Origin of the sequence: Pseudomonas frederiksbergensis, from assembly GCF_000802155.2 — a bacterium.
Taxonomy (GTDB): domain Bacteria; phylum Pseudomonadota; class Gammaproteobacteria; order Pseudomonadales; family Pseudomonadaceae; genus Aquipseudomonas; species Aquipseudomonas frederiksbergensis_A.
Map to the genome: position 1 here is coordinate 62,624 of NZ_JQGJ02000022.1, position 9,198 is coordinate 71,821.

At 58.2% G+C, this 9,198-nt stretch carries 10 protein-coding genes and 1 pseudogene; 7 read left to right on the forward strand and 4 right to left on the reverse strand.

What is annotated here, in order from left to right:
- Positions 1 to 2 precede the first annotated feature (2 nt).
- Both cydB and JZ00_RS30540 read left to right on the forward strand, forming a co-directional pair.
- Positions 3 to 1,010: a cytochrome d ubiquinol oxidase subunit II gene (gene cydB / locus JZ00_RS26115; RefSeq protein WP_039594118.1), complete on the forward strand. Its 1,008-nt coding sequence runs from the start codon at positions 3 to 5 to the stop codon at positions 1,008 to 1,010.
- 21 nt (positions 1,011 to 1,031) lie between these two features.
- The gene (locus tag JZ00_RS30540) at positions 1,032 to 1,196 is read left to right on the forward strand and encodes a DUF2474 domain-containing protein (protein WP_080942585.1); all 165 of its coding nucleotides are present in this window, start codon (positions 1,032 to 1,034) and stop codon (positions 1,194 to 1,196) included.
- Between the two features lie 5 nt (positions 1,197 to 1,201).
- On the opposite strand, the gene JZ00_RS26120 is transcribed toward JZ00_RS30540, so the two are convergent.
- Complete coding sequence (locus JZ00_RS26120) at positions 1,202 to 2,326, reverse strand: methyltransferase (protein WP_039594119.1); 1,125 nt, start codon at positions 2,324 to 2,326, stop codon at positions 1,202 to 1,204.
- Between the two features lie 171 nt (positions 2,327 to 2,497).
- On the reverse strand, positions 2,498 to 3,211 hold the full coding sequence (locus JZ00_RS26125) for an autoinducer binding domain-containing protein (RefSeq protein WP_039594120.1): 714 nt from the start codon (positions 3,209 to 3,211) through the stop codon (positions 2,498 to 2,500).
- A gap of 282 nt (positions 3,212 to 3,493) precedes the next feature.
- Here JZ00_RS26125 and JZ00_RS26130 point away from each other — a divergent pair, with 282 nt between their 5' ends.
- Complete coding sequence (locus tag JZ00_RS26130; RefSeq protein ID WP_039594121.1) at positions 3,494 to 4,270, forward strand: ferredoxin--NADP reductase; 777 nt, start codon at positions 3,494 to 3,496, stop codon at positions 4,268 to 4,270.
- 41 nt (positions 4,271 to 4,311) lie between these two features.
- On the opposite strand, the gene mscL is transcribed toward JZ00_RS26130, so the two are convergent.
- Positions 4,312 to 4,725, reverse strand: a complete 414-nt coding sequence (mscL, locus tag JZ00_RS26135; protein ID WP_039594122.1) for a large-conductance mechanosensitive channel protein MscL — start codon at positions 4,723 to 4,725, stop codon at positions 4,312 to 4,314.
- 283 nt (positions 4,726 to 5,008) lie between these two features.
- On the opposite strand from mscL, the gene katB reads away from it, so the two are divergent.
- The 3 genes from katB (at position 5,009) to radA (ending at position 8,568) form a co-directional block, all read left to right on the forward strand.
- On the forward strand, positions 5,009 to 6,550 hold the full coding sequence (katB, locus tag JZ00_RS26140) for a catalase KatB (RefSeq protein WP_039594123.1): 1,542 nt from the start codon (positions 5,009 to 5,011) through the stop codon (positions 6,548 to 6,550).
- 61 nt (positions 6,551 to 6,611) lie between these two features.
- Positions 6,612 to 7,160 (forward strand): ankyrin repeat domain-containing protein, encoded by a 549-nt coding sequence (locus JZ00_RS26145; RefSeq protein ID WP_039594124.1) that lies wholly within the window; start codon positions 6,612 to 6,614, stop codon positions 7,158 to 7,160.
- Positions 7,161 to 7,200: 40 nt separating this feature from the next.
- Positions 7,201 to 8,568 carry a DNA repair protein RadA gene (gene radA / locus JZ00_RS26150; protein WP_030140305.1) on the forward strand — a complete coding sequence of 456 codons (1,368 nt, stop codon included), beginning with the start codon at positions 7,201 to 7,203 and terminating at the stop codon, positions 8,566 to 8,568.
- A gap of 40 nt (positions 8,569 to 8,608) precedes the next feature.
- On the opposite strand, the gene JZ00_RS26155 is transcribed toward radA, so the two are convergent.
- On the reverse strand, positions 8,609 to 8,965 hold the full coding sequence (locus JZ00_RS26155; protein ID WP_039594125.1) for a PilZ domain-containing protein: 357 nt from the start codon (positions 8,963 to 8,965) through the stop codon (positions 8,609 to 8,611).
- 159 nt (positions 8,966 to 9,124) lie between these two features.
- On the opposite strand from JZ00_RS26155, the pseudogene JZ00_RS32085 reads away from it, so the two are divergent.
- Positions 9,125 to 9,198: pseudogene (locus JZ00_RS32085) on the forward strand (carbon starvation CstA family protein); the annotation flags it as partial.

Here is a 9,198-nt window from a genome sequence, read left to right on the forward strand (position 1 = left end):
TCATGGGTATTGATCTTCCGCTGATCTGGGCCGTGGTCATCATCTTCGGCATCATGATGTACGTGATCATGGACGGCTTCGACCTGGGGATCGGCATTCTTTTCCCCTTCATCAAGGGAGAGCGGGATCGCGACGTGATGATGAACACCGTCGCACCGGTCTGGGACGGCAACGAAACCTGGTTGGTGCTGGGCGGGGCGGGGCTGTTCGGCGCGTTTCCGCTGGCCTATTCGGTGGTGCTCTCGGCCTTGTATTTGCCGCTGATCCTGATGCTCATCGGCCTGATTTTCCGGGGCGTGGCGTTCGAGTTCCGCTTCAAGGCCAGGGCCGAGAAGCGGCACCTGTGGGACAAGGCGTTCATTGGTGGTTCGCTGACCGCGACGTTCTTCCAGGGTGTCGCGCTGGGGGCCTTCATCGATGGCTTCGAAGTGGTCAATCGGCAGTATGCCGGCGGTTCCCTGGACTGGTTCACGCCATTCACCATCTTCTGCGGGCTGGCGCTGATTGCCGCCTATGCCTTGCTCGGCTGCACCTGGTTGATCATGAAGACCGAAGGCAAGCTGCAAGAGCAAATGCACGACCTGGCCAGGCCGCTGGCGTTCGTGGTGCTGGCGGTGATCGGCATCGTCAGTATCTGGACGCCGCTGGCCCACGCCGATATCGCGGCGCGCTGGTTCACCCTGCCGAACCTGTTCTGGTTCCTGCCGGTGCCAATCCTGGTGTTGGTGACCATGTACGGGTTGTTCCGCGCCGTGGCACGCAATGCCAACTACACGCCATTTATCCTGACGTTGGTGCTGATCTTCCTGGGCTACAGCGGCCTTGGCATCAGCCTGTGGCCGAACATCGTGCCACCGTCCATTTCGATCTGGGACGCCGCGTCACCGCCACAGAGCCAAGGCTTCATGCTGGTCGGCACGTTGTTCATCATTCCGTTGATCCTGGTGTACACCTTCTGGAGCTACTACGTGTTCCGCGGCAAGGTGACCCATGATGATGGCTACCATTGACCGACCCGGGAGGTGCCGAGGATGGCCAAGCCTGACTTGAAAGACATCGAGGCCGCTGAAAAGAAACCGTTATGGCAGCGACTCGGTTGGCTGGCGGCGATTTGGGCCGGCAGCGTGCTGGCATTGTTCATCGTCGCCAGCCTGATGCGGATGTTCATGAATGCGGCAGGGTTGACCACCCACTGAAGTGGCTATTTACGGGCCTTGAGAATCACGAACTTCGGCGTGGCGGCGACCTGTTCGACACCGCGGAACAGCCGCGCCAGTTTGCTGTGGTAGCCCAGGTGGCGGTTGCCGACGATGTACAGCGCGCCGCCGACCACCAGCGCTTCGCGGGCCTGCTGGAACATTCGCCAGGCGAGGAAATCGCCTACTACCTGCTGTTGATGAAACGGCGGGTTGCACAGCACCACATCCAAAGACTGTGCGTCTTGCCCGGCCAGGCCATCGCCGGCCCTTACGACCACCTCGCGCTCGCCCAGGGCGGCTCGCCAGTTTTCGGCGGCTGATTGCACCGCCATGTACGACTCGTCCACCAGTGTGTAGCGGGCCTCCGGGTTTTGCAGCGCACTGGCAATGGCCAATACACCGTTGCCGCAACCCAGGTCCGCGACACGGGCTGAGCCCAGGTTTTTTGGCAGGTGCGGCAGGAAGGCGCGAGTGCCGATGTCCAGGCCTTCGCGACAGAACACGTTGGCGTGATTGAGCAGCTCGATATTCGGCTCATCCAACGCATACCGAGTGGGGTAGGGGGAGACGGCCGGGGGCCTCGGTTGCGGCGTGGCAATCAACAGGCGGGCTTTCTTTACCGCCAAGGAGGCTTGCACCGAGCCGATGTAGCGCTCCATCAGGTCCCCTGCGGCCCGGGGCAAATGCTTGACCATCGCGCCAGCGATGACCTGGGCGCCTGGAGCGAGTTGCCCTTGCAGCCGGATCAGTTGTTCTTCCAGTAGGGCCAGGGTCTTGGGCACCTTGACCAGGACGCGGTCGAAAGGCCCTGCCAATGCTTCGCTGGCCGGCACGATCGGTACCGCATCGAAAGGCAAGCCGTTGCGTACCAGATTCTTTTCCAAGGCCTGCAGCGCCAGGAACGAGTCGCCACTGCTGGTGACCTGGACCTTGCCTGCAAGGCTCGCCGCCAGGGCGCCGAAGCCATCGTTGAGTACCAACACCCGAGTCTGCGCGTCCGGTTGTTGTTCGGCCAGGTACGCAAGCAAGTATCCATCGGCCGCGTCGAATGCTTGCAACGGTTCGTTCTGCTGTTCGGGTTGGCGGATCAGATCGAGTTGGGCGAAGGGAGTATCGAGCAAGGGCATGGTTGGGACTCTGGCAAATCAACGAGTGTCCCGCTGCCTTGGGATGGTCTTTCAGCGGGACCTCCTGAATGAACTGCAACGCGGTCTGGGCGTCATCATTCAAGTTGGGCCGTGAATGGTACGTTTTTTTGCCAGGCATTACTCGCAGGTTTTTCAGGAAGGGCTGTTGAGCTAGATCACATGGATGTGCGCAGCTTTCGCCACCGCCGAGATTTTATTGGTCACGTTCAGTTTTCGCATACAGCTGCAGACATGGAAGTTAACGGTGCGCTCGGACAGACAGAGAATCCGGCCCACTTCCGACGCAGTCTTCCCTTCGGCGGACCACCTCAACACTTCGATCTCCCGGGGCGAGAGATGACACGTCAGCGGGGGCGTCATATGGTCGGATAACTTTTTGCCAGCCAGCGCGTGCAGTCTCTGGCTAGCGAAGATGGCATAGCCAAGATTGCCATAGTGTTCTTCGGCCTCGATGGGGCAATGGGTCCTGGCGAGGCTGAACAGACTGTAATGGGTACCGTGTTCATCATGCACGGCTTGGGTCCAGCCGTGTGCGAGGCCTTGTCGGTTGAGTTCCTGCCATAATTGGGGGGCTTCGGAGAAAACCTTCTCGCTCCATAGGATTGGCAAGGAAGAGTGATTGCAATGCGCTATTACTGGGTCATTTGAAGCGTAGCCGTTCTGTTCATAGAGTCTGTCCCATCCATACGGGTAATTATTCATGTTGATCTTGCTGGTATATCGATCAGGGGCACCTGAATAAGCGGCAAACGCGCAATATTCAAAGCCTTGATAATTAAAGAAATCCAATACCAGTCGATAGGCTCTTTGCAAGTCCTTCTCACAGGATAGTTTTCTCAATTGCAAGTGCTTCCACTCGTCCATTGTCATTCTCCTTGGGGGCTCATCAACGAGGTGGATCCAATCCATGACGCGCAACTGAGTGTGGGACTTTTCCTAACTTGCGGTTAGATTTTTTTCTTTTGTTCGGTGTTGCGGCTATTGAGGAAGGCACTTATCTAACAATGTTTTGATACATGCCTATTTATTTTGTAGAACTTTATCGGGTGCTGTACAAGTAGGGTGGCTTAACGCTATCAGTTGTGCAGGGTGGTTAATATCTTCACTTTGCGGGACACTGTGGGCCTTGTTCGATTGGAGTGCCCCATGACCGACAACGCAGACAAGTTTACCCGCCAGACATTGGTCGATGTACAACCATTGACGCCTCACTTGTTTACTCTACGCACCACTAGGGACCGTGGTTTTCGTTTCCGGGCGGGACAGTTTGCCCGGCTCGGTGTCGTCAAGTCAGATGGAAGCACCGTCTGGCGCGCTTATTCCATGGTGTCATCGCCGTTCGACGAGTTTCTCGAATTCTTTTCGATCGTCGTCCCAGGTGGCGAATTCACCAGCGAGCTGAGCCGCTTGAAACCAGGGGATAGCCTGCTGGTGGAGCGCCAGTCCTTTGGTTATCTGACGCTGGACCGTTTTGTCGACGGTCGCGATTTATGGCTGTTGTCCACCGGGACAGGCGTCGCGCCGTTTATTTCGATCTTGCAGGATTTCGAAGTGTGGGAGAAATTCGAGCGGATCATCCTCGTCTATAGCGTGCGCGAGGCCAGGGAGCTGGCGTACCAGAAGCTTATAGATGAGTTGTCACAGCGAGATTACCTGGCCGAGTACGCCCATAAGTTCAAGTTCATCGCGACGGTCACTCGTGAGCAAGTTCCGAATACGCTCAATGGGCGCATTACCACGTTGATCGAAAATGGCGAGCTGGAACGGGTCGCCGGTGTCGCGCTGACGCCTGAATATTCCCGGGTCATGCTCTGCGGCAATCCCCAGATGATTGACGATACGCGCAAGCTGCTCAAGGCCAGGGGCTTGCAACTGAGCCTGACCCGTCGGCCTGGCCAGGTGGCGGTGGAAAACTATTGGTAGAAAAATGGCGTCCCGCGGACGCCATTTCAACACAGCAATGATCAGGGCCGTTCGTTCTGGGCCTTGAGCAAGTCACGGATCTCGCTTAACAGCTGTTCTTCCTTGGTCGGCACAGGGGGCGCGCTCGGAGCGACGGCTTCTTCGCGCTTGAGCCGGTTGATGGCCTTGACGCCCATGAAGATCGCGAACGCGACGATGATGAAATCAACCGTGCTCTGGATGAATTTGCCGTAGGCCAGCACAACTGCGGGCGTATCGCCCTGGGCGGCCTTGAGCGTAATGGCCAGGTCACTGAAGTCCACCCCGCCGATCAAGAGGCCGATCGGGGGCATGACGACGTCACCGACGAATGACGAAACGATCTTGCCAAAAGCGGCACCGATGATGATCCCGACGGCCATGTCGACGACATTGCCTTTGACCGCGAAGGCCTTGAACTCGCTTAGCACGCCCATGAGTTGTTCCTTGTGAAAGATGAGTTGAAACCCGCAGTGTAAGCCAGCCATCGGTGTCTCGCTCGACATGACGCCTTACACCGCTTGCCTGTTTATCGACCCGTCCCCCCGCAAAAAGTTTACAAAGTGCCACCAATCGCGCGTGATACGTGGTTTCGGACTGATTCCCTACATTGTTTTTTCTATCAGGATGGTACGGTATTTCTATTTAGGTTTTTATTTTCCGAGCACTAGCCTCTAAAAGGCGCACATGGATGCGCTTATAAAATTAGAGGAAACTTCAATGAACACTTCCCTTGGCCTCGGCGCTATGTCCGGTCGCCGTTCCCTTGTCGTCCTGACCGCCAGCCTGTTTTCCCTGTCCGTCAATGCCGCCACGCTGACCCGCGACAACGGTGCGGCGGTAGGCGACAACCAGAACTCGCAAACCGCGGGCCCCAATGGCCCGACCTTGTTGCAGGACGTGCAGCTGATCCAGAAACTCCAGCGGTTCGACCGCGAACGTATTCCCGAGCGTGTCGTGCATGCCCGTGGTACCGGTGCGCATGGTGAATTTTCCGTGTCCAACGACCTGAGCGACCTGACCAAGGCCAAGGTCTTCGCGGCAGGCCAAGTCACGCCGGTGTTCGTGCGTTTTTCCGCCGTGGTGCATGGCAACCACTCGCCTGAAACATTGCGCGACCCGCGTGGCTTTGCCACCAAGTTCTATACGGCGGATGGCAACTGGGATTTGGTGGGTAATAACTTCCCGACGTTTTTCATTCGCGACGCAATCAAGTTTCCTGACATGGTCCATGCGTTCAAACCCGACCCGCGAACCAACCTGGATGACGATTCCCGTCGTTTCGATTTCTTTTCCCATGTTCCGGAGGCGACTCGTACCCTGACCGAGTTGTATTCCAACTCCGGAACGCCAGCCAGTTATCGAGAGATGGACGGTAATGGCGTGCATGCTTACAAACTGATCAACGCCAAGGGCGAAATCAGCTATGTAAAGTTCCATTGGAAAAGTTTGCAGGGCATCAAAAATCTCGACCCGAAAGAAGTTGTGAAAGTACAAGGGCAGGATTACAGCCATATGACCAACGACTTGGTCAGTCATATCAATAAGGGGGACTTTCCCAAGTGGGACTTGTACGTTCAGGTACTCAAGCCACAGGAGTTGTCCAAGTTTGACTTCGACCCATTGGACGCAACGAAGATCTGGCCGGATGTTCCTGAGCGAAAAGTCGGACAAATGGTCTTGAACCGTAATCCGGCGAATGTTTTCCAGGAAACCGAGCAAGTGGCAATGGCGCCGGCGAATCTGGTGCCGGGTATCGAGCCTTCGGAAGATCGGTTGTTGCAGGGCCGGGTGTTTTCCTATGCCGATACGCAAATGTACCGGGTTGGGCCGAACGCGCTGCAGTTGCCGATCAATGCACCCAAGGTCGCTGTCAACAATGGCAACCAGGACGGCGCGATGAATTCCGGCAAGACCAGTACCGGCGTGAACTATCAACCGAGCCGCTTGATGCCACGTGAAGAACAGTCCTCGGCGCGCTATAGCCAGGCCGAGCTGACCGGCAGTACCCAGCAGGCGAAGATCCAGCGTGAGCAGAATTTCAAGCAGGCCGGCGACCTGTACCGCTCGTTCAACCAAAAGGAGCGCAATGACTTGATCGAGAGTTTCGGTGGGTCTCTGGCGACCACCGATGAGGAGAGCAAGCACATCATCCTGTCGTTCCTCTACAAGGCCGATCCTGAATACGGGACCGGTGTGGCCCGTGTTGCCAAGGGTGATCTGGCGCGAGTCAAGGCGCTGGCCGAGAAGCTGAGCGACTGATTCGCTTGTGGGAGCCGAGCGGGTTCGGCTCCCACAATCTTGAATCCCATGGAGAGGCATGATGCGTAAATTCCTTTTGTTGATATTCATCACCGGGTCATGGGCTGCGCTGGCCGATCAGGTTCCGAGCGCCGATGCGGAAGAGGTGCGGGCACAGCTGCAAGATTATTATTTCGATGCCGCCCGCCGGGGCGATGTGCCGATGCTCGAGACCTTCATCGAGGCCGGCTACTCGCTCGACACGCGGGACGAGAAGGGCTACACCGCGCTGATCCTGGCGGCTTATCACGGTCATGGTCCGGCAGTTGAGCGCCTGTTGGCCGCCGGGGCGGATGCTTGTGCCCAGGACCAGCGTGGCAACACTGCGCTGATGGGGGCGATCTTCAAGGGCGAAGTGCAGATCGCCCGTCGTTTGTTGTCCACCGATTGCAGCCCGGACCAGCGCAACGGCGCGGGGCAAACCGCAGCGATGTATGCCGGTCTGTTCAAGCGTGGCGAGTTGCTCGATGCCTTGAAGGCCAAGGGCGCCGATCTGGAGGCGAGGGACCCGTTGGGCAATACCCCGGTGGATCTGGCAAACGGTGAAATCAGAATGCCGGCCCCGCATTAGAGCCCGACTGTTATCATCGCGGTTTTTACCCGGAGTTCAGATGGCCAAGGCAAAGCGCATGTACGGCTGCACCGAGTGCGGCTCGACCTTTCCCAAATGGGCCGGCCAGTGCAGCGAGTGCGGGGCCTGGAACACCCTGACCGAAACCATGGTGGAAAGCGGCGGCGCAGCGGCGCCCACCGGTCGCACGGGCTGGGCCGGCCAGCAGGCGCAGATCAAGACCCTGGCCGAAGTCAGTGTTGAAGAAATCCCGCGTTTTTCCACGGCGTCCGGTGAACTGGACCGCGTGCTGGGCGGCGGCCTGGTGGACGGTTCAGTGGTGTTGATCGGCGGCGATCCGGGCATCGGCAAATCCACCATCCTGCTGCAAACCTTGTGCAACCTCGCCACACGCATGCCTGCACTGTATGTCACCGGCGAAGAATCCCAGCAGCAAGTTGCCATGCGCGCCCGACGCCTGGGATTGCCCCAAGACCAACTACGGGTCATGACCGAGACCTGCATTGAAACCATCATCGCCACGGCCCGTCTGGAAAAACCCAAGGTGATGGTGATCGACTCGATCCAGACGATCTTCACCGAGCAACTGCAATCGGCCCCGGGCGGCGTATCGCAAGTACGCGAAAGCGCGGCGTTGCTGGTGCGCTACGCCAAGCAAAGCGGCACGGCGATTTTCCTCGTAGGGCATGTCACCAAGGAAGGCGCGTTGGCGGGGCCGCGGGTGTTGGAGCACATGGTCGACACCGTGTTGTATTTCGAAGGCGAATCCGATGGTCGCCTGCGTTTGCTGCGGGCGGTGAAGAACCGCTTTGGCGCGGTCAACGAGCTGGGTGTATTTGGCATGACCGACCGGGGGCTGAAAGAAGTCTCCAACCCCTCGGCGATTTTTCTGACGCGTGCCCAGGAAGAAGTTCCTGGCAGTGTGGTCATGGCGACGTGGGAAGGCACCCGGCCGATGTTGGTCGAAGTGCAAGCGCTGGTGGATGACAGCCATCTGGCGAATCCACGTCGCGTGACGTTGGGGCTGGACCAGAACCGGTTGGCGATGTTGTTGGCGGTCCTGCACCGGCATGGTGGGATTCCTACCCACGACCAGGACGTATTCCTCAACGTAGTGGGCGGGGTCAAGGTGCTGGAGACCGCATCTGACCTGGCCTTGATGGCGGCGGTCATGTCCAGCCTGCGCAACCGGCCATTGCCTCACGATCTGTTGGTGTTTGGTGAAGTGGGATTGTCCGGGGAAGTGCGACCGGTGCCCAGCGGGCAGGAGCGGCTCAAGGAAGCGGCCAAGCACGGCTTCAAGCGCGCCATCGTGCCCAAGGGTAACGCCCCGAAGGAAGCGCCGGCGGGGTTGCAGATCATCGCGGTGACACGCTTGGAACAGGCGTTGGATGCGTTGTTCGAATGATACGGAGGTTGGTCCTTCGCCACAGGGGGCAGCGACGTATTCAAATGTGGATCAACGCCGCCAGTTCCCGCTCCAGTTCATCATGATCGGCCAGATTGAGCTCCACCAGTCGACGCAAATGGGCGATGGAATCCAGGTCGATGTGCTCGCAGACGAAGCCCAGGTGACCGTGGTCATCATGAGCCAACCGGACTTCCATCTTGACCTCCGCCTCGGGGCTCAGGTGGATGTCGGCCATGAACGGCTCCTCCGGATCTCCGAGCCAAGGCCGGGGCTTTTTGATCAGTAGCCCCTTGAGGGACAAGTCCAGCAACTTCACCGGCCAGATGAAAGGCCCTTGGCTCAGTTCGGTCTTGGCATGGAATTCAATTCGTACGAAGCGGCGGCGTTCGCTCATTACTCATTCCCCCTGGAGATTCACTGACTATAGACCCAACTGGCGCGCCGTCGTTGCCGTTCGGTCAGTGGCCGACGAATGTCGGGGTATGGCCTTTGCGCGGGTTAGCGCTAAACTCCAGTGGCTATCTTTCTTGTCCACCCTGGCCGGAATATATAAATGAAAAACAATAATAGCCCGCTACGCCATCTGCCCTGGCTACTGCTGGCCGTCTTGGGAGCGTGTGCCTTGGG

Coding starts and splice junctions, on each gene's coding strand:
- cydB (WP_039594118.1), top strand. CDS start 3: ATGGGTATTGATCTTCCGCTGATCTGGGCCGTGGTCATCATCTTCGGC.
- JZ00_RS30540 (WP_080942585.1), top strand. CDS start 1,032: ATGGCCAAGCCTGACTTGAAAGACATCGAGGCCGCTGAAAAGAAACCG.
- JZ00_RS26120 (WP_039594119.1), bottom strand. CDS start 2,326: ATGCCCTTGCTCGATACTCCCTTCGCCCAACTCGATCTGATCCGCCAA.
- JZ00_RS26125 (WP_039594120.1), bottom strand. CDS start 3,211: ATGGACGAGTGGAAGCACTTGCAATTGAGAAAACTATCCTGTGAGAAG.
- JZ00_RS26130 (WP_039594121.1), top strand. CDS start 3,494: ATGACCGACAACGCAGACAAGTTTACCCGCCAGACATTGGTCGATGTA.
- mscL (WP_039594122.1), bottom strand. CDS start 4,725: ATGGGCGTGCTAAGCGAGTTCAAGGCCTTCGCGGTCAAAGGCAATGTC.
- katB (WP_039594123.1), top strand. CDS start 5,009: ATGAACACTTCCCTTGGCCTCGGCGCTATGTCCGGTCGCCGTTCCCTT.
- JZ00_RS26145 (WP_039594124.1), top strand. CDS start 6,612: ATGCGTAAATTCCTTTTGTTGATATTCATCACCGGGTCATGGGCTGCG.
- radA (WP_030140305.1), top strand. CDS start 7,201: ATGGCCAAGGCAAAGCGCATGTACGGCTGCACCGAGTGCGGCTCGACC.
- JZ00_RS26155 (WP_039594125.1), bottom strand. CDS start 8,965: ATGAGCGAACGCCGCCGCTTCGTACGAATTGAATTCCATGCCAAGACC.